Source organism: Oceanobacillus sp. GQ8, assembly GCF_059758495.1.
In genome coordinates, this window is the sequence record NZ_JCAXEV010000003.1 from 663,779 (window position 1) to 690,571 (window position 26,793).

Sequence of the window (26,793 nt, forward strand, 5' to 3'; positions counted from 1 at the left end):
CCTTTTCTAACATACATTAGTACTAATCTTGTTAAAGATCTGACCCCTTTATATCTACAAGGGATAAGATGATTCATTAAGTTAAAACAAAGGGTGTGATCATATTGTCAATGGAAACCATGCTCGCCACACATTATAATATCCAAGCAAGTGAGAAAGTAGTACTGGCTGGAAGAGATGGTTATAAACAAGACGAATATGTTTATTTTACCATTTCCTCTGATAACAGGGAAATTATTCATATGGAACAAGCAGCGCTTGCTTACTATTTGTTGGAAAATAATTACCGACACACCGCTATCCCAGTGGCCAATACTAATGGGGACTGGTTCACCGTATTTCAGAACAATACGTACATGGTCGTCATGGTAGAACAACTTAACAATACGACAAGAGAAAGCAGTGGGCGATCTCTAGCAGCCTTTCATACTATCGGTACCCTATATAGCTTCGAGCCACACCAGATATCTAGTTATGGACTATGGAAAAAACTTTGGATAGACAAACTAGAGGCATATGAAAAAAACGTGCCTTTGGCCGCAAAGGAATCACCAAATGATTACTTTCGCATGGTGATGGATACCTTGCCCTATATTATTGGGATAAGTGAAAATGCTATCCAGTATTTACAGGAAAGTGAACGAGAAAACAGATTTGATACGGTAGATCAAGGAACTATTTCATTTCAACGATATACAAATAATCTACAAAAATCTGTTATTTGGCTAGATGATTTTGTTTTTGATCATCCGGTCCGTGATTTAGCGGAATATACGAGAGGCATGCTGTTAAGCGATGCACCATCGGAAGGAATCGTACAATTCTTGCATGACTACCAAGCAGAAAGACCGCTATCTATTTTTAGTTGGCGCCTGTTGTATGCAAGGCTACTTTACCCCGTACATTTTTTTGACCACTTTGATTCTGTAATGAGTGGGAGGACACTTGAAGATCCATTTACAGCGTTTTCCTCCTTACTAACGATGCAAGAAGAGTATGAAAAGAAAATGCGCGACCTTTATCGATGGGGTGGTCTAGACTCTACCTCATTACAAATCCCTGTGTTACACTGGCTGTAAGAAGAAAGCTGGAGGGAGAGGGCGATGATAGAAAAACCGAAGCTATACATCACAAGAAAGATACCAGAAAAGATTTTGGAACCTTTTCAGCAAGATTTTACTATATCAATGTGGCAATATGAGGAAGAGCCGGTTCCTAGAGAAGTACTTTTAACAGAGGTTTCCGATGCTCGTGGGGTTCTTTGTATGCTAAGTGAAACAATGGACCAGGAGGTATTTAATACAGGTAGTTCACTTCAGGTTGTTGCTAACTTGGCAGTAGGCTACGATAATATTGATCTTGATGCAGCTAGAGAAGCGGGTGTGGTTGTGACAAACACACCAGGGGTTTTAACAGAATCAACAGCTGATTTAGCGTTTTCTCTTCTTCTGGCGACAGCAAGGAGAATTGTGGAAGCAAACCAATATATAAAAGAAGATAAATGGAAACAATGGTCGCCTTATTTACTTGCAGGTATGGATGTACATAATAAAACAATCGGTATTGTAGGAGTGGGGAGGATTGGTGAAGCGATTGCAAGACGCGCCCAAGGGTTTGGAATGGAAATCTTGTATCACAATCGTTCTCGTAAAGTGGAAGCGGAAAAGCGGGTTGGGGCCACGTATGTAGATTTTACTGCATTGCTGAACAAAGCTGATTTTGTTATTTCTGTAGTACCTGCTACTCCTGAAACAAATCAAATGTTTAATAAAGAAGTTTTCCAGAAAATGAAGAGCTCTGCAATTTTTATTAATGTTTCACGTGGCAGTGTAGTAAATGAAAATGAATTAGTTAAAGCATTAGAAACAGGGGAAATTTCTGCAGCAGGGTTAGATGTGTTTGCAGAAGAACCAATTCGATCTGATCACCCACTACTAAACAAAATAAACGTTGTCTGTTTGCCGCATATTGGATCAGCAAGCATTGAAACGAGAAGCAATATGCTACAGTTATGCCTGGAGAATATATCAGGGGTTATTCATGGTACAGGGCCGATTACAGCAGTGAAATAAGCCACAAGGATGTATATACTCGTTTGTGAACGAGATAGCCTCATATTAATAGCTGAACGCTTCAAGCGTCGTCATTGTATCCTAGCTACATTTTATACTTTTTAACGTGCAAAAAAGGCAGACATTTAAGTCTGCCTTTTTTATATATTTGATAGTTCTAAAATACTTGTTCAATTTCTGTAACGCCTGGGACTTCAGCCATCAGGGCGCGCTCAATTCCTGCCTTTAATGTTATGGTAGAACTTGGACAATTACCGCATGCACCCATAAGACGAAGAAGTACAATGCCATTATCATCTACATCAACTAGCTCCACATCTCCACCATCACGCAGTAGAAAAGGGCGTAGTTTATTTAAAACTTCCTGTACCTGTTCTTGCATTATCCATCTTCTCCTTTCCATATAAATAGTATAAAACGAATTCATGTAAAAATCTATCTGAAATTATATTTTTACTCATCGGTTACTTATATTTTATCTTTAACCAAACATTTTGTAAAATATAAGTAACTGCAAAAGGGGGCTACAAATGATGGGGAAGGTTACAATAACAGTCTATGGTGCAAACCAGATTTGCGCAAGCTGTGTTGGCGCACCTGGGTCAAGGGACACATATGATTGGTTACAGGCTGCAATTGGAAGAAAATACGTGGCTGACCACATTGACTATGAATATATCGATATAAATAATCCACCGACCGTGGAGAAACATCAACAGTTTGTCGAACGAATAATCGAGGAGGATTTATTTTATCCAGTTGTACTGGTAAATGATAAACTGGTAGCTGAAGGCATTCCGAGGCTAAAAACAATTTATCAGGAGCTGGATCGAAATGAAATCCATCTACAGTCTAATTAGAAAAGAGTGATTAATTTGGAAATACCTTTTACAAAAATGCATGGTTTAGGAAATAATTATATATATGTAGATTTATTCCATTATCAGATGGAAGAAGCAAGTATGCCCAAAATAGCCAGTGCAATGGCAGATGTACATAAAGGGATCGGCTCGGATGGAATGATTTTAATCCACCCAAGTACGAAAGCTGACGTTGGGATGCGAATTTTTAATAAGGACGGTTCGGAAGGGAAAAGTTGTGGGAACGGTCTCAGGTGCACAGCGAAGTATGCCTTTGAAAATGGGATTGTAACAGAGCCTACTTTTCAAATTGAAACGAAGGCGAATATTGTGGAAGCTGAGGTTTTTCTTTTAGAAGGAAGAGTTGATCAGGTAACGATAAACATGGGAGAGCCAGCATTACAAAGAACGGCTATTCCTATGCTAGGAGACGAAGCAGAAACGGTTATTAGAGAAGAGTATACGGTAGAAGACCAACTATTAGAATTAACAGCTGTATCCATGGGAAATCCGCATGCTGTCTTTTTTGTAGAAGATATTAAGGATGCTCCGCTATATGAACTGGGACCAGTTATCGAAAAGGACACCCGCTTTCCTGATGGCGTAAATGTAGAATTCATTCAGGTCATATCAGAAAGGGAACTTCATTTTCGTGTATGGGAGCGAGGATCAGGAGTCACACAGGCTTGTGGAACAGGAGCTTGTGCAGCGGTTGTAGCAGCTGCATTAAATGGTCTTGTTTCTCGAGGAGAAGATGTAACGGTTCATTTGCAGGGAGGAGACCTTGTAATTAACTGGGATGAAGTTGGTATGGTTTGGATGAGTGGGGAAGCTAAGACAATAGCTACGGGTGTTTTTCACTATTAAAAGATCAACTCAAATAGTTGAATTGTAGTGTTATTCTTTGTATACTTAATTGTAATGATCATGATCTGAGGAGGTCCAAGGGATGGTTATAACAATTACCGACAATGCGGCAAATCAAATCCATGAAATGATGAAGGAAGAGTCCGCGGAGGCACGCCTGCGCTTTGGTATTAAAGGCGGCGGTTGCAGTGGTCTGTCCTATTCATTGGGCTTTGAATATGAAATCAATGAAGAACTCGATACAGTAGATGAAATAAACGGAGTGCCAGTTGTGTTTTTTAATCAGGATATTCCAATTATTGAAGGAACGCAAATTGATTACAAACAAAACATGATGGGCGGCGGGTTCAGTATTGATAATCCAAATGCCATAGTATCTTGTGGTTGTGGCTCATCATTTAGAACGAAGGATAAAGTAGGCACACCAGGAGATTGTTAAATAAGATATAAAAAGGGGCAGTGGTTTAATCCACTGCCCCTTTTTTTAAATTCATTTATTTTTAGAACATGCTCGTTGAATGTTTTGGTTGGATTCTTGCTTTTGGATCAATATACTGCTTTGCATTGTTGATGGCAGTTGGTCCTTCGCCAAATCCTGTTGCGATCAATTTTACTTTTCCGTCATAAGTACAAATATCTCCTGCTGCATAAATTCCTGGGATATTTGTTTCCATTTTAGAATTGACCACAATACTGTTTTTTTCAATATCTAGTCCCCAGTCTTTTATAGGTCCAAGCGAGGACACGAAACCATAGTTACATAGGACAGCATCGACCTCTAGTTCTACCTGCCTGTCCCCTTTTACTTCTTCAAAAAGGACCTTATCAATTCGGTCGCTTGCGACGACACCTGATGGTACAAACGGGGTCATAATCTCTACATTCGAATCCATTAGCTTTTCCACACTATGTTCATGTGCTCTAAACTTATCTCTACGATGAACAAGGGTTACTTTTTTGGCGATGGGCTCCAGCATTAGCGCCCAATCAACTGCAGAATCACCGCCACCAAGCAATACAACATTTTGGTCTTTGTACTGATTCATATCCTTTACGTGGTAGTGAAGGTTAACTCCTTCAAATTGTTCACAATCGTCTACATCTAGTCTTCGAGGTTGAAAGGCACCATTACCTCCTGTAATAATAATTGTCTTGGTAAAATGGACCTCTTCAGTATTCGATATAAGTTTAAATGATTGATCCTCTAATCTTTCAATCTTCTCAATGGATTGCTCAAGTACAATCGTAGGATCAAAAATATTAGCCTGTTCCTCTAAATTATCGATTAATTCCTGTGCACGTACTTTCGGATACCCAGCAACATCATATATATATTTCTCCGGGTACAAAGCGGTTAGTTGTCCCCCGGTATGTGGTAGACTCTCAATAATTTTCACACTTGCCTGTCTCATTCCGCCATAGAATGCAGTGAATAGACCCACAGGGCCTGCACCTATGATGGTGACGTCATAAACCTTTTCTGTCATGCTTATATACCTCCATTACATGTTAATTCCTTGCCCAACAGTCCTATCGTATCATAATTAACGTAAAAAGGCTTTGGAATGGCTTATTTCGAAATAGGTGAAAGCGGAACTTTTCCAATATGTATTGAGAAGATTTGCTAATAAATTAATAATTAAGAAAGTAAAAGAAACACTTGAAAAATAGAATTGAAAGATATACTATTACTTAGTGCACTATATTACAATTGTGTAACAGATGTATGATATTTCTATGAATACTAGACTCATACTTTATTTTAAAGGTACAAGGTGACACAGCATTTAGACTGCATGTCATTTTTATTGAGTAATTAAGTGAAGTTTGTCACAAACATGTAAATATATGTATAAAGATTCCCCGTTAACGTATTAACGATATAGAGACACAATGATCAACAAAAACTGCCCATCCTATAGCATCAATCTATGTTTAATGAACAGTGGTTCTATACCTCTGCTAGTATCTCGCATCATAAAAAGAAGTATTCATTTTTCAGGAGAATTAATAAATTGCCCTTACCTTCCGTAGTGGAGATGATGCTATCTAGTTTGATAAGGCTATAAACGAAAAAATGAACGTAGGCTTTGGGATAGTAACAACAACAGAAAATTATAAACGGAAGTGATAATAATGAATAATCCGCATATTGTTATTTTGGGTGCAGGTTATGGAGGCATCATGACGGCCGTAAAACTCCAAAAAAGTATTGGAATGAACGAAGCTGACATTACATTGGTAAATATGAATGACTACCATTATCAAACCACATGGCTACACGAAAATGCAGCCGGCACCTTGCATCAAGATCGAACTCGCATATCCATTAAAGAAGTCGTAAATTTGAACCGTATCCGTTTTGTTCAAGATAAAGTGATTTCGATCAAACCAGATGCTAAAAAGGTTAAGCTGTCTAACAATGAGTTAAAATATGACGTGTTGGTAATCGGATTAGGGTTCGAGGCAGCTACATTCGGCATACCAGGCCTCGAAGAATATGCATTCACCATTGGAGATATTAACAGTGCCCGTCTAATTAGAGAACATTTGGAGTATAATTTTGCATTATATCATAATGAAGAACCAAATAATCAGGCAAGAATTAACATTGTGGTAGGAGGCGGTGGATTTACTGGGGTTGAATTCCTTGGCGAAATTGCAAACCGGGTTCCAGAGCTTTGTGAAGAATACGATATTGATAAGCATCTTGTTCGAATCATAAACATTGAAGGGTCCCCAACTGTATTACCTGGCTTTGACCCACAGTTAGTCGAATATGCCATGAACTCCTTGGAATCACGTGGAGTAGAATTTGTGACTGGGGCGATGTTGAAAGAATGTAATCCAGACAAAGTAACATATGAGAAGGATGGAAGGCTTGTAGAGATTCCGACCATGACTACTATCTGGGCTGCAGGTGTTAAGGCGAATTCTATAGTAGAGAAATCAGGATTTTCAACAAATCGTGGTAAAGTTGAAGTTCGCAAAGATATGCGCACACCAGATTATGATGATGTTTTTGTTATTGGGGATTGTGCTTTGATCATGGATCCAGAAACAGGTAGACCATTTCCACCTACCGCGCAAATTGCGATTCAGCAATCAGGAACTGTCGCCCATAATGTAAAAGCCTTCATTAATGGAGGAGAGCTAGAAGAATTCACTCCAAAACTTTTAGGAACAATAGCATCTTTAGGTCATAATGATGGAATAGCTGTACTATTTAATCAGTACAAATTATTCGGCTGGAAAGCAACCTTCATGAAAAAGATGAGCGACAATCGTTACCTCCTAAAACTGGGAGGACCTGGACTTTTAATGAAAAAGGGAAAATTTAATATCTTTTATTAATCCTAATATGTGAAGCGGCTACAGCTGCTTTGCATTTTTTTTACACGTTAGGAAGATATAAAAATTGTCTAATGATGATTTTCTTCCTCAATATTCTTTTAAGATGAATGAAGAAAATAGGAGAACATGTACTTTTCGTTGGCTTTCGTATAAAATGGATTTTGTATGAAATTTTACTGTACATATGTGGAAGGGGAGACACAGGTTGGCGCAAATCGTTCAATTGCTTGTATCGATCGTACTATATTTTGTTATCTTTTTTGGCATTGCCTTTATCCTAAATATGCTGTTAAGGAAAACATGGTTAATGGCTATATTATACCCATTAGTAGTGATAATGATTGTGGATGATATGTCTACACTAGAATATTTCAAAAATCCAGGTATCGCATTTTCTGAAGCATATTCAAAATTTCTATCTATTACACCGGCTGACATTACTATTTTATTGGCAGGTTTTGTTGGAGCGGTTGTTTCAGGTATTGTGATTAAAATGCTACGCAAAAGTGGTTATCAAATGTTTTAATTGATAAAGTAGCAATCAGGAAAAGACAGAATATTATAGAGAATTTATCTTTCTTTGAATAAAATATTACTAGATTGGAAATGATGACATCCAGAGAGGTGTTAATCATGAAAATCAAAAAAACGTTTCGAAGAGTAGGTATGTTTTCGTTGTTTGTAGCAGCCTTTTTAGTTACCATCACATCCATTTCTAACGTGTCATTTGCTGATGTGCGAGATTGGGTAGATTATGAGCCAATGCGTATCACTAACACGGATAATAACACAGTTACAGAGTCAAAATTCAGGCAATCATCATTAGAAAAAAAGGAATTGAACTTTTTAGAGCAGAAGAAAATGTATATATCAAGTGATGAAATTGAAGGGCCTAAAACATTAGAAGAAGCGGCTAATATTAATCAGTATCCAAAATCACAAGTGGTAGCAACAGGATATACTGCAGGAGTAGAGTCGACTGGGAAGTCACCAGGACATCCAGAGTATGGTATAACGTATTCAGGTGTTCAAGTAAAACGAGATTTGTATTCTACTATTGCGGCTGATTTAGATGTATATCCTATTGGGACGATACTTTTCATTCCAGACTATGGCTATGGTGTTGTGGCAGACAAAGGTAGTGCCATTACCGGCAATAAGATTGACTTATTTTTTAACACTGTTGAGGATGTGTATGCCCAATGGGGGAAGAAAGAGCTAGATGTACATCTAATTGAATTAGGTGATGGAACACTTACGGAAAAAGAACTCAAACAATTAAACGAAACAGATTCATTGCAGGTATTCAGGCAACAAATCACAGAAAGCTAATTTAAAAGGGAAGCACGCCAATAGTGGCAGGCTTCCCTTTATTTGTGTTTGTATGAGTTAAGGTTTTTAAGTTACTACTGGTACTCTTCTTTTGGATTAATAAAGTGTATATAGGAGAAAGGCGATTAGGATTCCGGAGAGACCTCCGAAGAAAACTTCGATTGGCTGATGCCCGAGCAATTCTTTAAGTTCTTGTCGCTTTTGAAATTCCTCTTTTTTATTCCAATCCTTTGCTCCATCTACGAACAATTGAAAGTCTTTGATTAGCTGGTTTAGTACTACTGCCTGTTCTCCGGCCTGTCTGCGTACTCCAGAAGCATCAAACATTATAATAATACTGAAAACACAGGAAACAGCAAATACGGTGGATGTTACACCTTCGATAATACCAACACCTGTAGTTAATGCGGCAACAGCTGCAGAGTGGCTACTGGGCATGCCTCCTGTGCTGAATGCAAGGCCAGGAATAAACTCCTTTGTCACAATGAGTTTAATTGGTATTTTTACAACTTGGGCAAAGACAATTGCAGCAAGTGCAGCCCATAAAGGGAAATTTAGGAATAAATCCATAAATGCGTAACATCCTTCCTGATGCGATATTTGATCTTGCTCTTAGTTTATCATACCTCATCAGGAAACGCATGAAACACCCGTTATCAGTTACTCGTGTTAAGTCCTGTATTTATCCCGATACAACCGTCCGTAAGACTCCCACTTCAAACATGAGGTGAAACAGTGAGTTTTTAGTGGGAGTAAACGGACGTTAACACCCCGATTCGTTCAACTAACAATCAGTGGGGGAAGAATGAAAACCTCCACTGATTGAAGTTTCACTTTATTAGGAAGCTTTCGCATACATCCATTTTGTGGGAACTCGCTTCTCTAACTGAAGAATAAATAGGGCAGCAAGACAGGAAAGAGCAATGTCCTTAATTAAAAATGGGATCATGCCAATCCAAGCCAATTCGTATGTAACCGGGAGTTCTAACCATGTGTTCATTGCTACATACATGTAGGTGACGCCAATTCCGTAATTAAATGCTACGCCCACTAGTGCCGCTAATGAATAGAGAGGTAGACGCGCTTTTTTTTGTTTTTCTGTTATCCATCCGACAAAAAAGGCAATAAAAACAAAAGAGAAAATAAAGCCGCCAGTTGGACTAATCAGTTGCATTGGACCGGCAGATAAACCAGCAAAGATTGGTAGACCAGCTGTTCCGACAAGTATATATGTAATCATTGCATAACTTGCACGTTTTTTTCCCAGCATCATGCCAGCTATTATGGCAAAAAAGGTTTGCAGTGATAAGGGAACTGATGTCCCACCAAGTGGTATTGCAAGAAAAGGAAACCAGACTGTAATGTTGGCTCCAATTGCCATTAAACAAACAAATACTGCTCCAAATGTTAGATCGATTGGTTTTGTACGCATATCCATTCCTCCTTAACAACATAATAGTTAGAAATGGACACGTTTGTCAACCTATTTTTTTTATGGTTAACAATATAAAACCCTAACAAGACGTTATTGTAAAGATTTGGCTAAAGAGTTAGAAATAAGCCAAAGGAGATCGACTCATCTTATAGTTCGATCTCCTTTGGCTTCTGATATATTATTTTATAGCTGCCTCTAGTGCTATTTCCATCATTTCATTAAAGGTGGTTTGGCGTTCTTCTGCTGACGTTTCTTCACCGGTAAGAATGTGGTCTGAAACAGTAAGAACAGAAAGGGCTTGTCGGCCATGCTTAGCAGCCAATGTATATAAAGCCGTTGTCTCCATTTCCACTGCCAGCACTTTGTAAGCAGCAAGTAATTCATTTACTTCCTTCGCATTATCACGGTAAAAGGTATCACTTGTAAATACATTTCCGACACGGAGATTTAATCCTTTTTCCAATCCAGCGTCGTATGCATTTTTAAGAAGTTCGAAATCTGCAAGTGGAGCATAGTCAATCCCTTGGAATACCATACGGTTCATTTGTGAATCCGTTGTGGAACCTTGCGCTAGAATAACATCGCGCACCTTTACATCTTTCTGAATGGCACCACATGTTCCAACACGAATTAACTTCTTAACATCATAACTTTGAATTAATTCATTTACATAAATAGAGATGGAAGGTACACCCATTCCAGTACCTTGTACGGAAACTTTCTCTCCTTTATATGTACCTGTGAAACCGTACATACCACGAACCTCATTATATTGTGAAACGTCTTCTAGGAAGTTTTCCGCAATAAATTTAGCGCGGAGCGGATCTCCTGGAAGTAATATTTTGTCAGCGATTTCTCCTTGTTTAGCACCTATATGGACACTCATTGTTTACCCCTCCAATTTAATTTGCAACATATATCAAATAAACGTTATCATAACCGCTCTTTAAAAACAAATGAATTAAAAAATATGGGCTTTTTTGTTTCAAAAAGTTTTGTTTTTGTATATAATATATTTAGTTCAGTTATTCACTTATAATGAACGTTGTACTAGAGAATAGTACATACTATGAATATTATGGTTGGAAGGATGATACACAATGAAAGAACAAACATTTACGATTACTGCTGATACAGGGGTACACGCACGCCCAGCTACACTTTTAGTAAACAAAGCTGGACAATTTGAATCAGAAGTAGAGGTTTCATACAATGGCAAAAATGTAAACCTTAAATCCATCATGGGTGTTATGTCACTTGGAATTCCAAAAGGTGCGGAAATTAAAGTGACTGCAAACGGTAGTGATGAAGAAGATGCACTTAAAGGTGTAGAAGAAGTAATTAAAGAACATCTTGGTGAATAATTTTACATTAAAAAAAGCTGTACCTTCCAACAATTTGGGAGGGCAGCTTTTTTTATGTTAAGGAGCATGGAGGAAGAAAGTTCAGTCAATCACTGTCTAAGCATATTCCTTTTCAAGTCGTTCTATTGCTAGAAGTGCTTCGCGGTTATATGCTGAATCCTCTTGTAACAATTTTTCCTTATATTTTTGGACTGCTTCTTGTAAGGAAATCATGTATTCCGGTATATCACCATCAAAAGCGTGTACTGCAGGTTTTTTTACATTCATTTTCTCATGAAAGGCAAGTGCTTTTCGCTCATGGAAAAAGACACCTTCTGTTTGATTAGGGTTATGCAGATCCCCTTGTATAGGGTGTTTCACAACAGCTAGTACTTCTACAAGATACTTATCACCACGATCTTCTACTATTTTTCCCAAGTATGTACCCGATTTATAGTGCGCTTTAACCTTGTCACCAATTTGTTTATCCGTCATATCTAAAACCTCCTTCTATTATTTTGCCAAAAATATCACAGTTTAGCGAACATTATCGCTTGCCATTTGGTTATCTCATTTTATTTGCTATAATGAGATTCAGAAAGGCGTGAAACAAAATGATGCCATTTTTATATTTTCCAGAAGATAAAACAGAATATATACCTGCCGTCATCACACTTATCATCTTTATGATCGCTGCATGTGTTGTGATGTACCTCTTGTATAAACGGTCAAAGAAAGAGGAAAAGGCATTTAATGAAAGCTACAAAGAGACCTTAACCGAGCAACAGGGCAATAAGGAAAATTAAACATTTCCTATGTCCAATTCATTAAAATAAACGAAGTGGCGAATACTAAGCTAAAATGACCATAAAGGAGTATTTCGTATGCGCTTCGTTTTTTTTATTGTTTTACTTTTCCTTACTGCTTGCCAATCCAATGCTGCTGAAAAACTGAAAACAGTTGATATGTATAATGTGTCTGGTGATATGATAGGAACAGTTGCTTTAAGTGAGCAAGCTGATGGTATTCAAGTAAAAGTAAAGCTAGAGGGACTGGAACCTGGCTTCCATGGCTTTCACGTACATGAATATCCTATATGTGAAGCTCCTGATTTTACAACTGCAGGAAATCACTACAATCCTGAAGGAAAAGAGCATGGGTTGATGCACCCAGAGGGGCCACATCTTGGAGACTTACCAAATCTTGAGGCAGATGCCGGGGGACTAGTAGATGCTGAATTAATGCTGGCTGGAGCAACCTTAATGGAGGGTAAAAATTCTTTGTTAAAAGAAGATGGCACATCCTTTATTATACAGGAAGGTCCAGACGACGGACTAACACAGCCGGGTGGCGGTGGCGGGCCAAGAATCGTATGTGGTGAATTAAAAACGAATCCTGAGGAAGGAAAGAATGAGGAGTCACCAACAGATCCGACTGAGTTTAATGAAGACCAAGAAGAGTAGAATAACAAGTTATAAAAAGGAAGATTAAAGGCCGAGCGAATTCAACCTTCTACGAGTAGTAGAAAAGAATTCACTCGGCCTTTTATATTTTAATTATTTTATCCCGGTGTAACCGTCCGTAAGCCTCCCACTTCAAAACATAAAGTAAAACGAAGAAGTTAAAGTGGGGGTAAACGGACGCTAACACCCGATTCGTTCAACTAACAATCAGTGGGGGAAGAAGAAAACCCCTACTGATTGGAGTTTCACTTTATGGTTTGGATAGCCTGAATAATCCGTTGTACACCCTCTTCAACGGTTGCTTTAGGACACCCAATGTTCATCCGCATAAAGTGTTTTCCTTCATCACCATACTCGATTCCGGTATTCAGTCCCACCTTAGCTTTTTCAATCATAAACTTTTTCAATTCTTTCTCATCCATACCTAGCTTCGTACAATCTATCCATAGTAAATACGTTCCCTGGGAATCAATTACTTCGAGGTCGCTTGCATGTTCTGCAAACATTTTCTTTACATAGGTTTTGTTATCATAAAGGACCTGTAAAAGTTCATCAAGCCATGGACCACCGTGCAAATAGGCCGCTTCTAAGGCGGTATTTCCCATTATATTTAACATATGTGCACCTTGCTTGTTAAAATGCTCTTCCAGCGTTATTCGCTTTTGCTTATCTGGTGTCACGACATAGGATGCCTGCAGCCCAGCGAGATTAAATGTTTTAGATGGAGCCATACACGTGATGGTTTGATGCGCAATTTCCTCTGATAATGAGGCAATAGGGATATGTTTGTTCCCTGGAAAAACTAGATCACCATGTATCTCATCTGAAATTATGAGAACCTCATGTTTTACACATAGTTCCGCCATCTTTGTTAGCTCTTCTTTTGACCATACACGCCCAACTGGGTTATGTGGTGAACAAAGAATAAAAGCCTTTACCCCGTCTTGTAATTTTTCCTCAAAATCAACAAAGTCAATTTGATACGTTTTTTCTTTGTATAGAAGCGGGTTTTTCACAACTTGTCTGTCATGGCTTTCTACGACCTTGTAAAAGGGGGTGTAGACAGGTGTTTGAATTAATACTCTATCGCCAACCTCTGTGAAAGCTTGAATGGCCATATGTAAACTGGTTACCACACCTGGACTGAAAGATAGCCAACCTTGATCAATTTGCCAATCGTGGCGTTCTTTTAACCATGATTCAATTGAACCCTTTACAGCTTGGTCTACGATTGTATAGCCGTATATTCCATGCTTTGCCCGATCAATAATAGCTTGATTAACCTCTTCAGGTGCCATGAAATCCATATCAGCAACCCACATTGGAAGGACGTCTTCTGTCTGAAATATGGGCTGAAGCATATCCCATTTTACTGATCTTGTATTTTTTCTATCGTGTAATATATCAAATTTACCCAACGATGTTCTCCTCCTTACAAAATTCAATTATACTAAGTATAGCAAACTTGATAACAGGACTGCATGGACGCTGTCTTAAAAATAGAACAAAAAAAAGCAAAGCGTTCAGAACGCCTTGCTTACAGGGGGAATACGAGAAAGTCTTACATTGATAGTATTACCCAGCATTTACATGTTTAAAACATTTATTTAGTTTTTTTATATAAATTTCTTAGTAGTTTTATTCGAAAGGGGTAATGGAATGGTTCAAATTAGGGGAGAAGACAAACAAAAAGCCAGTACAAGTAAACATAGCAAACTGAAAAAACGACGCTATATTTTTGGGTTGCTGATCATTATTATAGTAATTGTAGGTACAGTCATTAATCTAAATATAAACAAGCAGAAAGAGACAGCAGAAGAAGAAATATCTATTGAGAAATTCTTTTCACTGGAGAAATTAGCTTTTCGTGAATCATTAGGGGTAGAAAATGTCGATCTTTTTCCGCAAGTAAACGAAGCAAAAAAGATCGTAGAAGCCACTGAAGAAAATGCTGATTCAGATGAATTGGAAAATGCAAAAAGAAAGGTACAACAAATATTAAGGACACCAAAGACGTTGGTCGAAACATTCAATAAAAACGAAAGGCTTGACTTGCAAGCATATGAAGATTTGCTAGAAGAAAGGTTGAAATTCCAGCGTTTTTATGAAATAGACTTTAATGAAACTCTTGAGAGGGAGCTACACGATAAATCGACTAAGCAATATGAAGAAATATTGAAGGCAATACAGGAAGGGGAAGCGACTGGTGGTGAATCCTTAGACAAACTGCTTGGTTCTCTTGGAGAGCAGGGCTATATGTTGGTAAATTACGGAATCAACCAAGATCCGGAATGGCTCCTCGACAATATTGAATTTAGGGAAGAAATTGTGGGAGATGAAGCACTCCTTCGGTTTTTAACAGATAATGAGAAGATAGCCACTAGAGCATATGAAGAATTGATTGAGCTACCAATGGAAGAAATCGCTGCTTTTTTACTCGAGCTTGAAATGATCTATGATACACATAATGAGGATAAACTATCCCCCTGGGCGAGAAAACTTTTAAGTAACCATGCGGCTCACCTGCTTGAGCTTTATTTGATGACTAGGCCTGACGTTGAGACTACTAAGACTGAGTTGGAGGGATTCTTAGCAAACCATAAAGATTCCATCTATTGGAGTATCATTGATGATGCAGTAAAGGAGTACAGATCCAATGATTGGAATCTTACAAATAACAGAGCTTTAAATAAATTGTATATTATGTTTGATGATCAGTTTTCTGGCGTACAGGCAGATGATATTACTAGTGCAAACCGTTGGCCATTTGATAAACAGACATTAGATCACTTTGATTTACTTACGGAAAAAAAGGATCACGACTTTCTAAACGGTTTATCTCCAAAACAAGTTGTTTTTCTTTACGTGTATATCATAGAAGAGGGGCGAGTAGACGATACAATAACTCTATATGATGCTTCTATTATAGAGGGTGGTACGGATAGTTTAAGGCAGGAGATGCTACGTCAATCTGCAGCTCATCTCTGGGTGGATCTAGCTTATGAAACAGAATATGTGGTAGAAAGGACGAATAAAAAAGAAGCGACAGTTTTCTTCCTAAAGAGTGCGGATTCGTCGAATGAGATAGCGATGAAGTTTATATTGCGAAAAACAAATGAAGGATGGAAACTACTGGATATAACGGCAAAATAAAAACCCCAAACTGGGGTTTTTATTTTGCTATATAAAATTTACTTTAATCGGTTTTCAAGCTCTGCTTTTTCTTTTTCAAAACCTGGCTTACCAAGTAGGGCGAACATATTTTTCTTGTATGCTTCTACTCCTGGCTGATCAAAAGGATTCACACCAAGTAAGTAGCCACTCAACGCACATGCTTTTTCAAAGAAATACACAAGGTAACCAAATGTATATGCATCAAGCTCTGGAACTTCTACGATTAAGTTTGGAACATCGCCATCTGTATGGGCAAGAAGTGTTCCTTGGAATGCCTTATCATTGATTTCGTGAAGTGATTTACCAGCTAGATAATTCAGGCCATCTGAATCATTGGATTCCTCTTCCACAATGACTTCCTTCTTCGATTTATTAACATGAAGAACTGTCTCAAATAAATCTCTTCTTCCATCCTGTACGTACTGTCCAAGAGAGTGAAGATCTGTAGAGAAGTTAGCGGAAGAAGGGTAAATTCCTTTTTGGTCCTTCCCTTCACTTTCACCAAATAATTGCTTCCACCATTCTGCAAAGTATTGTAGCTGTGGCTCATAGTTAATTAACATTTCAATGGTTTTGCCTTTATTGTATAGGACATTTCGAACAACAGCATATTGATATGCGGGGTTCTCCTCAAGAGAAGAAGTGGATAGATCTTTCTCTGCTGCCTGTGCACCTTCCATCATGCTATCAATGGAAACGCCACTTACTGCAATTGGCAATAGTCCTACAGCTGTAAGAACAGAATAGCGTCCACCTACATCATCAGGTATCACGAAAGTTTCGTAGCCTGCTTCATCAGCAGATGTTTTTAGTGCCCCTTTTTCGCGGTCTGTTGTTGCATAGATGCGTTTCGTAGCTTCCTCGACACCATATTTTTCTTCAAGGAACTTTTTGAAAATACGGAAGGCGATTGCCGGTTCTGTCGTTGTACCACTTTTAGAGATAACATTGATGGATACATCTTTATCTTTTAGCACATCAAAAAGCTCGTTCACATAAGCTGAACTCATATGATGTCCAACAAAGATAACCTGTGGTGCTTTCCTGTCTTCTTTAGAGATCAAATTCTGGAAGGAGTGGGTAAGCATTTCAATTGCTGCTCGGGCTCCTAAATATGAACCGCCAATACCGATTACGAGTAAAACATCAGAATCTTGTCTAATTTTCTCGGCACTAGCTTTGATACGGCTATATTCCTCTTTATCATAATTGCTTGGTAGATCAATCCAACCAAGATAATCATTACCTGCTCCAGTTTTATTATGTAATGCTTGGTGTGCAGTCTCAACGAAACCTGCCATGTTATTTATTTCCTCTTTGTTGAAAAAAGATAATGCTTTATCATACGTAAACGAAACATGTGTCACGTTATTTCCCTCCTTGATTCTTGTTTCAATGTTCAACATTTACTTTACCTAAGCGTTGGGGTTAAATCAAGAAAAGTACTTTGCATATTTCTTTGCGGATCTGTAAAAACTAGTCACGATCACTAGAAAAAGGAGGATACAAAAATGAATGGTTTACAAAGAGCAGCCTTAGCGCTGACAATTATTGGAGCTGTTAACTGGGGACTAATCGCCTTATTCCAATTTGATTTAGTGGCAGCTATTTTCGGTGGAGGAGAGCAAAGTGCAGCCTTAGCCAGAATTATTTATGGATTGGTTGGTATTAGCGGCCTTGTGCTCATTCCATTGCTATTTAAAACAGATGAGGCTTTTTCAAAACAAAGAGAACCCGACCGTGTTGATGGTTAATCCTGAACATAAGTAAGTTGCTATACAAATTAGAAAAGCTTTCATTCGCTCGTCTTTTAGTGAATGTGTAAGTTTTCTAATACTTGGGACTTCGAAATTCCAGCTAGATTGTCATTGCTTTCTGGCTAAAATTTCAAACATTCCCAACGTGTAAAAAAAGGGAAACTCAAGTTTGAGTTTCCCTTTCTACTTATTTCTTAAATGAGTCACGTTCTTCAGATTGTTCAATCCACTCTTCAAGCTTGTCTTTTAGTGTGTTAAAACCAGCTGAATCATTGGTTTGTTGAACTGCTACAGTTTGTTGCTTACGTGGCTTTGGTGCTTTTTTTGGTGCTTCTTCTGTAGCTCGGATGGATAAAGAAACTTTGTTCTTTTCTTCATCAATAGTAAGAACTTTAACTTTTACTTCATCGCCGGTAGTTAGATGTTCGTTAATATCCTTTACAAAGCCATGTGTTACTTCGGATATATGAACTAAGCCCTGTGTTTCCTCATCTAAAGCAACGAAAGCACCGTATGGTTGAATGCCTGTTACCTTACCATCTAATATTTGACCAACCTCAAATTTGTTTGTCATGCTGAACAACTCCTATATACATTATTCGATTCATTTCACACAATATATTATTTTAGCATAATAAACAGGTTTAGGCAAAATATAAGAAAAACAATGTAGAAAGGGATGTTAAGAATGGTACCATTAGACTCAAAAGTGGAAGAGAGAATTTATCCGTTATTTGTATTGGAAGAACTATTAAAACCAGAAGGCTATGTGATTGGTGCGAATTGGGATTATGATAATGGTTACTTTGACTTGAAAGTGGATGATAAGGGGGCATATTATTTTTTGCGTGTGCCGTTTTATGCCGTAGCAGGTTCTCTGGATTATCCCGGGGTCACGGTTCGTTTGGAAAAGCCCTTCTTGTTGGCGCATGAATACGAGTCTGGGAATGATCAAGATAGTCGAAATGGTCCATTTCAAGGTATGGTTAATCAATTCCAGACACCGACAAACCCAGATGCAGATGTTCCTGCAGAATATATTGAGATCGGTAAAAGCCTCGTTCAAAAACTTGAGGCGCTAATTCTTCCAAGCGACCAATGAAATTACAATGTCGCCCTGCTTTAGTACAAAAGTGGGGGCACAATTTAAATAATAGTCATGGTTACGTATAATCCCGAGTAAAATATGTTGCTGTTTTGTTTGAATAGTAGAAAGTTCACTAAATGTCTTTTCGTGCAAGTCCTCGGTGACCTCCGTATGATGAAATTGCTGTGTTTTCATTAGCTGTAATAAGTCTTCAAAGGGTGTAGAGGATGCTTTATGAGATAATTCATGATAAAAAAGCCCAGACATAAAATCATTCGTGCGAATAATCGTCGTAGCGCCAGCTCGCAGTGCGTTTTCTATCTGTACTCTTGTGAGGATCTCCGCAATAATGAGTACGTGTTTATTATTTCCTCTTATGGCCACGGTTGATAAAATAGTGTCATTATCAGCCTGTCTTTCGTTCTTTGCAGAAATGTCTGCTGAAATAAGGACACGATGAGCCAGTGAAATGTTTGCCTTCTTGAGGGTTTGATCCTCCGTGGGGTCTCCTTTTATAAAATGCACAGGATAGTGACGATATTCTACAGCGTTTAGTGTACGGTCAATTAAGACAATTTGGGTGCTAGGACTGTTTTCAATGGTCAAGTCGATCAGTCTGCGGGTGCGTTCATTCCAGCCAATAAAGATATAATGATTACTTCCTTTAAACTGAAGCTTTCCTTCCAAGAGATCTTTTTCATGCTGTACCGTGGCTGCTGACAAAGTGGTAATGTAGAATGCTACGAGTCCACCACCTGACAGAATTAATGTGATTGCTACGATTTTCCCCGAAATGGTTAGAGGTACATAATCTCCATAGCCAACTGTTGCGCCTGTAACAATTGCCCACCAAATTCCCTCAAATACAGTAGGAAATTGATTTGGTTCCACTAAATGAATGATGGTACCGAAAAAAAGCATAAGGGCAGTAATACTCAATAGCAGTCTAAAGATAACTGGTAATTGGTGGTAGACTTGTTTAATAAATCGAACGCTCATATGCTCACCTGTTGTTCCTTTTTTACTTCTAGTATGGACACAGGCTTTTAAGGTGTATACAAAAAAGCTGACAATAATTTGCCAGCTTTTCTATTACTTAGATAGGGTTTCTTTTAAACTGTTATAAACTTCTTCCCAAAAATCATGATTGTCACGGAACGACTTAGTCATAAAAAGAATCATTTCGTTAAATTTCTCTTTATAGTCAGACGCATCCTTTTCTGGGAGTTTTGCCTGTGACTCCGTTACAAATTCTTGAATCTTTTCTGCCCTCGGTCCCCATTTTGAAACTTCATTTCCATCTTGGTCTAGAAAGATGATAATAGGGATGGATCTGGATTTTCCATTTGTTAAATAGCTATCCATCAACTCCAAATTCTGATCGCGAAGTAACATACGAACATCAATGTGACCTGCTTCAGCAATATGAAGTAATATTGGGATGTTAAGCATGGCATCGCCACACCAGTCTTCTGTTAAGACGATGGCACGTAGTTGCTCTTTCTGCAATCGTGTGAAAAACGCAGTATCCTCTGGTAAAGAAAAAGTATCGTATATATAAAGCAGGTTTTCCTTATGCTTTTCCATTGATTCTATATACATATCTGGAGACATTCCTTTTTCAAACCACGTATTCAGATTCATCGCTATCTGCTCCCTTTTTTATATTTACTTTGAGTGTATCCATAATAAAATGTTACGTAAACTAAAGTGCTCTTTATTTGATTATTTGCTATTATATAAAGTGAAACTTCAATCGGCGGGGGCTTTTCGTTCTTCCCCCACTGATTGTTAGTTGAACGAATCGGGGTGTTAGCGTCCGTTTACTTCCACTTAAACATCACTGTTTCACTTCATGTTTTGAAGTGGGAGTGTTACGGACGCTTGCACCGGGAGTAAAAGAAGTAATTGAAGGAGGAATAATAAATGGAAAATGCAAACCGTGATTTCCTATTAGATTTGTTACATACAGCCTCACCGTCGAGTAATGAAATGGAAATTCAAAAGAAATGGATTACCTATGTAAAGGAATTTGCAGATGAAATAAGAACAGATAATGCAGGCAATGCAATTGGTGTTTTAAATCCTGATGCTACTTTTAAGGTATTGCTAGCAGGACATTGCGATGAGATAGGTCTGGTTATCAACCGAATTGATGAAGAGGGATTCTTACATTTTGATAAGATGGGTGGCATAAATCCAAAGGCAGCAGTAGGCATGAAAACAACAGTACTGGGCTATAACAAAACCGTAACAGGTGTGATTGGTGTGAACGCCCAGCATCATGGTGGCTTAAAAAACGACTTTGGATTGGAAGATTTATTTATTGATTGTGGCTATCAATCAAAAGAAGAAGCTGAAAAAAATATACAAATTGGGGATCTGGCTGTTTATAAAACAGAACCAGAAATTTTAAAGGATCGCTATGTTGCCGGCCGTGGGTTGGATAATCGCACTGGTGCATTCATTGTTGCTGAAGTATTAAGGCGTTTAAAGGAAAGAGGCTGTTCTGTAGGTGTATATGCAGCAAGTACAGTTAATGAAGAAACAAATATGGGTGGAGCTTATTTCGCTGCGGCAGGTATTCAACCAACTATGGCGATTGCATGTGACGTTACCTTTGCAACAGATTATCCTGGCGTGAACAAAAACAAACACGGTGATGTGAGACTTGAAAAAGGCCCTGTTTTAGCAAAGGGTGCGCCGATTAATATTAAAATAAATAAACTGTTGGAAAAAGCTGCAAAACGTTTAGAGATGGCTGTTCAGTATGAATTGACACCGAGAATGACTGGTACGGATGCCGATAAGATGAGATTAACTGGAGCAGGAGTTCCGGTGTCACTCGTTTCATTACCATTACGTTACATGCATTCCCCAGTAGAAACGGCGAGCTTAAAAGATATTGATGAAGAAATTGAATTACTGGTTACAATGCTGGCATCGTTAACAGGAGAAGAAAGCTTAAACCCATTAGAAGATTAATTCTCTTGTAATAACAAAAGATGTTTGAGAAAAGACCATCAATTGCTATTTTCTGCAAAAACGAGATTAGATAGCGTTTAGTTCGAAAGATTCATTTGTTAACTTTAATGTGAAGATAGATGGATGATTAGTTAATTAAATAGCTGCAAAAGTCCTTTTATTTCTTTAATAAGAAATAAAAGGACTTTTTTATTTGGTTAGACAGGGTAATTTGATTCATTTTTATTATTAGTGCTAAGTAGAATACCTTTTGCAACACGTTCTAATTCCTATGATGACGGGCTTGGCAGGGTGTTGGAGAACAGTTTTCTACTAGTCTTTAGTCATTGGGCCTATGAACTCTGAAGGAAAAACCGCGACTATTTAATTAATTTTGAAAATTCAGTATATAAACGACATAATTCGACACAAATCTAGCTAGGCGCTGATTATACTTACATTAACAACATAGATTCTACAAATCCCACCACTGACACCAATGAACCCACATAAGAATCAAAAGGGAGAGGAGGCAGTAGGTGTTTTTTTGCTTAGCAAAATCTGTTTTACAAATTGAGGGGAGGAAATAGTTTGAAAACAAAGAAGAGGCGTCAGACGAGAGCATTTAGTATTGCTGCGTCCGTATTAATGACTTTCTCATTGGTCACACCAGGCTTGGCTAGTGCCGAATCAAACAACAAGCTGCACCAGTCTGTTAATGAATCATCAAGCTCGGTTGTACAGAATAAGGTAACGGATCGATTGCTTGATACGTTTAAGAAAGATGACAAAGTTACCTTTCTCGTAAAGTTTGCAGAAAAGGCAGATACGGCAAAGGTAGCGGAGGAAGCTAAGAAATCTACAGCTAAAGCAAACCTTTCGGCACAAAAGGCAGAACTGGCACAACGTTCAGCAGTCGTTTCCGAATTAAAAGCGACATCTCTTACTTCTCAACAAAATGTAAAAGACTTTCTTGAATCACAATTGGATTCAGGGAAGGTAGAGGATTATAAATCTTTTCATATAGTAAACGGTATGTCTGTTACTGCTACGAAAGAAGTGGCCGAAAAAATAGCCACATTTGCGGAAGTTGAAAAGATTTTGCCAAACGAAAATCGCGAACTGTTTACAACCGTTACAGAAGACGCGAAAGCACCTACTTCCGAAATCGCCAATGTAGAATGGAACGTAGAAAGAGTTGGCGCGCCAGCTGTCTGGGACATGGGATTTGATGGTTCTGGAGTTACAGTTGCAAGTATTGATACAGGGGTTCAATATGATCACCCTGCACTACAAGAAAAATACCGTGGGTATGATGCAAGTACGGGCGAAGTAAACCATGACTTTAACTGGTTTGACGCTACTGCAGGTGAAGAAGCACCATACGATGATCAAGGACATGGTACACACGTAACAGGAACAATGGTTGGTAGTGAGCCAGATGGATCTAATCAGGTTGGTGTGGCACCTGGTGCACAATGGATTGCTGTTAAAGCATTTACAGCAGCTGGTGGAACAGATGTTGATTTACTCGAAGCTGCGGAGTGGATTTTAGCTCCTACAGACTCAGAAGGCAATGCACGTGTTGATATGGCACCAGATGTCGTAAACAACTCGTGGGGCGGTGGACCTGGATTAGATGAATGGTACCGTGATGTTGTTACTAACTGGAGAGCAGCGGAAATTTTCCCTGAATTCTCTGCAGGTAATACTACATTGACAAACCCAGGCGGACCTGAATCAATTGCAGTACCAGCCAATTACCCAGAGTCATTCGCAACTGGAGCTACTGATGCGAATGATGCGCTGGCAAGCTTTTCATTACAAGGACCTTCTCCTTATGATGAAGTGAAACCGGATATTTCTGCACCTGGAGTGAATATTCGCTCTAGTGTACCAGGTGGAGGTTATGAAGGTGGCTGGAATGGTACTTCAATGGCAGGACCTGCAGTAGCTGCAGTGGTTGCTTTGATAAAGCAAGCGGATGCTAGTCTAACTGTAGATGAAATAGAAGAACTTATCACCACTACTGCCACACCATTAACAGATGGTAACTTTACAGAAGTGCCAAACAACGGATATGGATATGGCCTTGTTAGTGGATATGACGCAGTATCATCCCTTGTGACTGGATTAGGGACACTTGAAGGTCAAGTTACAAAAGAAGGAGAAGATACTGAAGCGCCTACTTTTGAACATGAAGCACCTGCAGAATCCTATATTGGAATGGATCTAGATCTATCCATTCAAGTAATGGACAACATCAGTGTTTCTTCTGTTCAACTTGAGTACACAGATCATAATGGTGATACTCAAACAATTGATGCAGATCGAGTTTCTGGAGACTTCAAAGATGGAGAATATACAGCTACCATTCCTGGAGACCACATTGATGGTGACTCCCTGACTTACAGCTGGAAAATTAACGACTTTGGAAACAATGAGGTTTCCAGCGATGAATATGTTGTAACCTTGCACCCTGGAATCTCTGTTGGTTATTCAGAGGACTTTGAATCAGAGGCTGCAGGTTGGACAGTATTCGGAGAAAATAACAGTTGGGAACGTGGTGTTCCTACGTCAGGACCGGAAAGTGCTGTATCCGGTGAGAACGTATATGCAACAAACTTAGCAGGAACGTATGATAGTAATGCAAATACAACGCTCGTTATGCCTCCCGTTGACTTACCAGAAGGAGAATCATACTTACAATTCAGTCAGTGGTACAACATAGAAAATAACTGGGATTATGGACATGTATTTATTTCGACAGATCAAGAACAATGGACACAGTTAGCTAGAATAACAAATGTATCTGAGGATTGGGAAGAGGTTGAACTTGACCTATCCGAATACAGTGGACAACGTGTTTACATTGGCTTTAACTTAACTACAGATGGCTCTGTTGTCAGAGATGGTTTCTACATTGATGATGTTAAACTAGCTGACACTTCTGATAGTGCGAGTGCTTCTGTAAAAGGAAATAAAGGCAAAGCTAATGGTAAGAATAAAGGTGCCATCAGCCTTAATAATGGGCAAATGGGAGTTGCAGGCTTTAACAATGCACTTGGAGTAATAAAAAGTGATAAAAAGGCTTCTTTAAAAGAAAAAGTAAATCCGGCTAAAATTGCTCCACTAATGCCTGAAAAGAAGGATAAGCCAGAAAAGGATCCAATCAGCCCGGTATTGTTACCTATGAGTGCACAAGTAAGTGTGCTTGAGAGCGGAAGAACAGTTAATACTGATCCAGAAAATGGCTCGTATTCTTTGCTTCACGCAGCAGGTGAGTTTACTGTTAAAGCAGAAGCTTATGGATTTGAATCAGAAGAACAAACAGTCACTATAGAAGGTGATGAAAGCACAACTGCTGACTTTACACTCGAAGAGGTTGCACAACATACTGTAAGTGGTACCGTGACAGATGCGGCTACTGGTGAACCAGTGGAAGGTGCTACTGTAATAGTAGTGGAAGATGCAAATATTGCACCTGTAGAAACGGATGCAGAAGGTAATTATGAATTAACAGCTTATGAAGGTAACTATACGCTGAAAATTTTGGCTGCTGGTTACCATGGAACAGAAGTAGAAGTTAATTTGGAGGAAGGCGATGCAGAAGCAAACGTCTCTCTAGAACCTTTCTACACTGTACCAGGTGGGGAAATCGGCTATGATGATGGTACTGCGGAAAACGCACGTGCTTTCTATGATGCAGGAAACGGCTGGGCAGTAAAAATGTCACTTCCAGAAGGCGAAGAATCTGCTGTCGTAACGGACGGTGTATTCAAATTCTGGGATGAAGAATTTCCTTCTCCAGGTGGAACAGAATTTGCAGTAGAAGTATGGGATGCCTCTGGTACAGATGGACAGCCTGGTGAAAAACTAGCTGGACCAATTTCTGCTGAAGCAACCCGAGATTCTAGTACTTGGACTGTTGTAGACTTATCAGAGCATGGAATTGTTGTAGAGGGCGACTTCTACATGGTTTATGTCCAAACACAGCCGAATACTGCCGCACCTGGCCTTGCAACAGATGAAAATGGACCGAATGCAGAAAGAAGTTATCAAATGGTAGGAGGAGCTTGGTCTCCGTCACCAGCTGCTGAAGGTAACTATATGATTCGTTCACGTGTAAGCTATGAAGCAGAAACTCCTGTAATTACCTCTCCTGCAGAGGATCTAATTACAAATGAAGCAGAAATCACTGTAGAAGGAACTGCTTCACCAACAACTACTGTACAACTTCTGAATAACGGAGAAGAAGTTGGGTCTGCTGAAATTGGTGAAGAAGGATCCTTCGCTATTGATGCAGAATTAACAGAAGGAGAAAATGAACTTACTGCTGTATCTCTGCTAGATGGTACAGAAATAGGTGAATCAGAGCCGGTTGTCGTAACATTGGATACAGAAGCTCCTGAATTAACCATTGACAGCCCAGAGGATGGGGACAAATCTAATCGTGAGACAGTTACTGTAGAGGGAACTGTATCTGATGCTAACCTAGACTTTGTAGAAGTTAATGGACAGTCTGCAGCTGTAGAAGATGGTGCGTACTCCAAGCGGATTCTGTTAGATAACGGGGAAAATGAAATCGAAGTTATCGCACACGATCTTGCCGGTAATACGACATCTGAAACAGTAACAATTGACGTAAAATACGATGCGCCTGAGATTGAGAATCTAACACCAACTGAAGATAAAACACTAGAAGCAGGCGAAAGTGTCAAAATTGAATTTGACAGTGAGCCTGGGTTAGACGCAACTTTCGCTATCCATATGCCACTAACAAATGCAAAGAGCAGTGTATCTAATGCTACAGAATTGCCTATGATGGAAACTTCTGATGGGCACTATGTAGGCTACTGGACTGCGACTAGCAATGTTGTAGCAGATGGTGCTTTAGTAGAAGTGAAAGTTAAGGATGACTATGGAAATGAAACAAGGGAACAGGCTGACGGAAAACTAATTATTAACGTCGACTGAACCAACTAATCTAACAAGGTGTGTAGCTTAGTCTACACACCTTGTTTTTTTGAAGAAGATTTAAGAGTAGCTGAGGTTTAGGTATACTAAACAAAGGTTTTCAAACTA

27 protein-coding genes are annotated in these 26,793 nt (G+C 38.9%); 16 read left to right on the forward strand and 11 right to left on the reverse strand.

The genetic code is table 11. The features are described from left to right. The first annotated feature begins 110 nt into the window (after positions 1–110). Positions 111–1,079, forward strand: a complete 969-nt coding sequence (locus AC6CHS_RS12135; protein ID WP_498236492.1) for a YutH/CotS family kinase-like spore coat protein — start codon at positions 111–113, stop codon at positions 1,077–1,079. Positions 1,080–1,106: 27 nt separating this feature from the next. Beyond that, complete coding sequence (locus AC6CHS_RS12140; protein WP_498236494.1) at positions 1,107–2,072, forward strand: 2-hydroxyacid dehydrogenase; 966 nt, start codon at positions 1,107–1,109, stop codon at positions 2,070–2,072. A 157-nt stretch (positions 2,073–2,229) separates the two neighbouring features. Here the strand turns inward: AC6CHS_RS12140 and AC6CHS_RS12145 are convergent, their stop codons facing one another. Further along, positions 2,230–2,454: a NifU family protein gene (locus AC6CHS_RS12145; protein WP_036574679.1), complete on the reverse strand. Its 225-nt coding sequence runs from the start codon at positions 2,452–2,454 to the stop codon at positions 2,230–2,232. 148 nt (positions 2,455–2,602) lie between these two features. Here AC6CHS_RS12145 and AC6CHS_RS12150 point away from each other — a divergent pair, with 148 nt between their 5' ends. The 3 genes from AC6CHS_RS12150 (at position 2,603) to AC6CHS_RS12160 (ending at position 4,238) form a co-directional block, all read left to right on the forward strand. Continuing rightward, entirely contained in the window at positions 2,603–2,932 is a 330-nt protein-coding gene (locus tag AC6CHS_RS12150; RefSeq protein WP_498236389.1) for a YuzD family protein, read from the forward strand. 36 nt (positions 2,933–2,968) lie between these two features. Further along, positions 2,969–3,799, forward strand: a complete 831-nt coding sequence (dapF, locus tag AC6CHS_RS12155; protein ID WP_498236391.1) for a diaminopimelate epimerase — start codon at positions 2,969–2,971, stop codon at positions 3,797–3,799. An 82-nt stretch (positions 3,800–3,881) separates the two neighbouring features. Continuing rightward, complete coding sequence (locus AC6CHS_RS12160; protein WP_106897239.1) at positions 3,882–4,238, forward strand: HesB/IscA family protein; 357 nt, start codon at positions 3,882–3,884, stop codon at positions 4,236–4,238. A 61-nt stretch (positions 4,239–4,299) separates the two neighbouring features. Here the strand turns inward: AC6CHS_RS12160 and AC6CHS_RS12165 are convergent, their stop codons facing one another. Further along, positions 4,300–5,286 (reverse strand): NAD(P)/FAD-dependent oxidoreductase, encoded by a 987-nt coding sequence (locus tag AC6CHS_RS12165; protein ID WP_498236393.1) that lies wholly within the window; start codon positions 5,284–5,286, stop codon positions 4,300–4,302. A gap of 649 nt (positions 5,287–5,935) precedes the next feature. Here AC6CHS_RS12165 and AC6CHS_RS12170 point away from each other — a divergent pair. The 3 genes from AC6CHS_RS12170 (at position 5,936) to spsC (ending at position 8,485) form a co-directional block, all read left to right on the forward strand. After that, the gene (locus AC6CHS_RS12170) at positions 5,936–7,153 is read left to right on the forward strand and encodes an NAD(P)/FAD-dependent oxidoreductase (protein ID WP_498236395.1); all 1,218 of its coding nucleotides are present in this window, start codon (positions 5,936–5,938) and stop codon (positions 7,151–7,153) included. 214 nt (positions 7,154–7,367) lie between these two features. Next, positions 7,368–7,679 (forward strand): YuiB family protein, encoded by a 312-nt coding sequence (locus AC6CHS_RS12175; RefSeq protein ID WP_498236496.1) that lies wholly within the window; start codon positions 7,368–7,370, stop codon positions 7,677–7,679. A gap of 107 nt (positions 7,680–7,786) precedes the next feature. Further along, positions 7,787–8,485, forward strand: coding sequence for a stationary phase survival protein SpsC (gene spsC / locus AC6CHS_RS12180; protein WP_498236397.1), 699 nt, complete (start codon positions 7,787–7,789; stop codon positions 8,483–8,485). Positions 8,486–8,581: 96 nt separating this feature from the next. Here spsC and AC6CHS_RS12185 read toward each other — a convergent pair whose 3' ends face one another. The 3 genes from AC6CHS_RS12185 to deoD form a co-directional block, all read right to left on the reverse strand. Continuing rightward, on the reverse strand, positions 8,582–9,055 hold the full coding sequence (locus AC6CHS_RS12185; protein WP_036574666.1) for a divergent PAP2 family protein: 474 nt from the start codon (positions 9,053–9,055) through the stop codon (positions 8,582–8,584). A gap of 268 nt (positions 9,056–9,323) precedes the next feature. Further along, positions 9,324–9,917: a biotin transporter BioY gene (locus AC6CHS_RS12190; RefSeq protein WP_498236399.1), complete on the reverse strand. Its 594-nt coding sequence runs from the start codon at positions 9,915–9,917 to the stop codon at positions 9,324–9,326. A gap of 181 nt (positions 9,918–10,098) precedes the next feature. Further along, positions 10,099–10,806 (reverse strand): purine-nucleoside phosphorylase, encoded by a 708-nt coding sequence (deoD, locus tag AC6CHS_RS12195; protein ID WP_498236401.1) that lies wholly within the window; start codon positions 10,804–10,806, stop codon positions 10,099–10,101. Between the two features lie 214 nt (positions 10,807–11,020). On the opposite strand from deoD, the gene AC6CHS_RS12200 reads away from it, so the two are divergent. Continuing rightward, positions 11,021–11,284 carry a phosphocarrier protein HPr gene (locus tag AC6CHS_RS12200; protein ID WP_036574659.1) on the forward strand — a complete coding sequence of 88 codons (264 nt, stop codon included), beginning with the start codon at positions 11,021–11,023 and terminating at the stop codon, positions 11,282–11,284. 96 nt (positions 11,285–11,380) lie between these two features. On the opposite strand, the gene kapB is transcribed toward AC6CHS_RS12200, so the two are convergent. Further along, positions 11,381–11,758 carry a kinase-associated lipoprotein KapB gene (gene kapB, locus AC6CHS_RS12205; RefSeq protein ID WP_498236403.1) on the reverse strand — a complete coding sequence of 126 codons (378 nt, stop codon included), beginning with the start codon at positions 11,756–11,758 and terminating at the stop codon, positions 11,381–11,383. Positions 11,759–11,877: 119 nt separating this feature from the next. Between kapB and AC6CHS_RS12210 the strand changes: the two genes are divergently transcribed. Beyond that, a complete protein-coding gene (locus AC6CHS_RS12210; protein ID WP_106897233.1) occupies positions 11,878–12,069 on the forward strand; it encodes a hypothetical protein in 192 nt (63 codons plus the stop codon). A gap of 78 nt (positions 12,070–12,147) precedes the next feature. Beyond that, positions 12,148–12,726 carry a superoxide dismutase family protein gene (locus AC6CHS_RS12215; protein WP_498236405.1) on the forward strand — a complete coding sequence of 193 codons (579 nt, stop codon included), beginning with the start codon at positions 12,148–12,150 and terminating at the stop codon, positions 12,724–12,726. A gap of 245 nt (positions 12,727–12,971) precedes the next feature. On the opposite strand, the gene AC6CHS_RS12220 is transcribed toward AC6CHS_RS12215, so the two are convergent. Continuing rightward, the gene (locus AC6CHS_RS12220; RefSeq protein ID WP_498236407.1) at positions 12,972–14,144 is read right to left on the reverse strand and encodes a MalY/PatB family protein; all 1,173 of its coding nucleotides are present in this window, start codon (positions 14,142–14,144) and stop codon (positions 12,972–12,974) included. A 241-nt stretch (positions 14,145–14,385) separates the two neighbouring features. Between AC6CHS_RS12220 and AC6CHS_RS12225 the strand changes: the two genes are divergently transcribed. After that, positions 14,386–15,879 (forward strand): hypothetical protein, encoded by a 1,494-nt coding sequence (locus tag AC6CHS_RS12225; protein WP_498236409.1) that lies wholly within the window; start codon positions 14,386–14,388, stop codon positions 15,877–15,879. 38 nt (positions 15,880–15,917) lie between these two features. Here the strand turns inward: AC6CHS_RS12225 and AC6CHS_RS12230 are convergent, their stop codons facing one another. After that, on the reverse strand, positions 15,918–17,267 hold the full coding sequence (locus AC6CHS_RS12230; RefSeq protein WP_498236411.1) for a glucose-6-phosphate isomerase: 1,350 nt from the start codon (positions 17,265–17,267) through the stop codon (positions 15,918–15,920). Positions 17,268–17,411: 144 nt separating this feature from the next. On the opposite strand from AC6CHS_RS12230, the gene AC6CHS_RS12235 reads away from it, so the two are divergent. Further along, positions 17,412–17,654: a DUF378 domain-containing protein gene (locus tag AC6CHS_RS12235; protein ID WP_238019978.1), complete on the forward strand. Its 243-nt coding sequence runs from the start codon at positions 17,412–17,414 to the stop codon at positions 17,652–17,654. Positions 17,655–17,844: 190 nt separating this feature from the next. Here the strand turns inward: AC6CHS_RS12235 and yugI are convergent, their stop codons facing one another. Continuing rightward, entirely contained in the window at positions 17,845–18,231 is a 387-nt protein-coding gene (gene yugI, locus AC6CHS_RS12240; protein ID WP_498236412.1) for a S1 domain-containing post-transcriptional regulator GSP13, read from the reverse strand. Between the two features lie 114 nt (positions 18,232–18,345). Between yugI and AC6CHS_RS12245 the strand changes: the two genes are divergently transcribed. Then, positions 18,346–18,759: a YugN family protein gene (locus AC6CHS_RS12245; RefSeq protein ID WP_036574641.1), complete on the forward strand. Its 414-nt coding sequence runs from the start codon at positions 18,346–18,348 to the stop codon at positions 18,757–18,759. Here the strand turns inward: AC6CHS_RS12245 and AC6CHS_RS12250 are convergent. Together AC6CHS_RS12250 and AC6CHS_RS12255 are read right to left on the reverse strand one after the other, a co-directional pair. Next, on the reverse strand, positions 18,736–19,743 hold the full coding sequence (locus tag AC6CHS_RS12250; protein WP_498236414.1) for a potassium channel family protein: 1,008 nt from the start codon (positions 19,741–19,743) through the stop codon (positions 18,736–18,738). The genes AC6CHS_RS12245 and AC6CHS_RS12250 overlap by 24 nt on opposite strands. 93 nt (positions 19,744–19,836) lie before the next feature. Next, complete coding sequence (locus tag AC6CHS_RS12255) at positions 19,837–20,388, reverse strand: thioredoxin family protein (protein ID WP_498236416.1); 552 nt, start codon at positions 20,386–20,388, stop codon at positions 19,837–19,839. A 282-nt stretch (positions 20,389–20,670) separates the two neighbouring features. On the opposite strand from AC6CHS_RS12255, the gene AC6CHS_RS12260 reads away from it, so the two are divergent. Both AC6CHS_RS12260 and AC6CHS_RS12265 read left to right on the forward strand, forming a co-directional pair. Next, complete coding sequence (locus tag AC6CHS_RS12260; protein ID WP_498236417.1) at positions 20,671–21,729, forward strand: M20/M25/M40 family metallo-hydrolase; 1,059 nt, start codon at positions 20,671–20,673, stop codon at positions 21,727–21,729. 570 nt (positions 21,730–22,299) lie between these two features. After that, entirely contained in the window at positions 22,300–26,685 is a 4,386-nt protein-coding gene (locus AC6CHS_RS12265; protein WP_498236418.1) for a S8 family serine peptidase, read from the forward strand. Positions 26,686–26,793 lie beyond the last annotated feature (108 nt).